The organism is Virgibacillus sp. 7505 (genome assembly GCF_002272135.1).
GTDB lineage: Bacteria > Bacillota > Bacilli > Bacillales > Amphibacillaceae > Terribacillus.
On sequence record NZ_NPBF01000172.1, the window covers coordinates 1 to 279 of the forward strand.

The following is a 279-nucleotide window of genomic DNA, read 5'->3' on the forward strand; positions in this document are numbered from 1 at the left end:
GTACAAACATATCCCTTTTTACATCACACACCAACCTGAATCAGCCTTTTCTTACGGCTTGTTTTATGACAATTTGGCTCCTGGCTATTTTGACCTTGGCAAGGAACTGGATAACTACCATGGGCTATACCGCTATTTTGAGGCTGAAGCAGGTGACCTAGATTATTACATGATTGCCGGTCCTACGATGAAGGATGTCGTACAAACCTATACATGGATGACAGGGAACACAGCGCTCCCGCCTAAGTGGAGCATTGGCTATTCTGGTTCAACCATGAC

Annotated in this window: 1 pseudogene; it reads left to right on the plus strand. The window is 45.2% G+C overall.

The features are described 5' to 3' along the window. Positions 1-279, plus strand: a pseudogene (locus CHH91_RS18465) (TIM-barrel domain-containing protein); the annotation flags it as partial.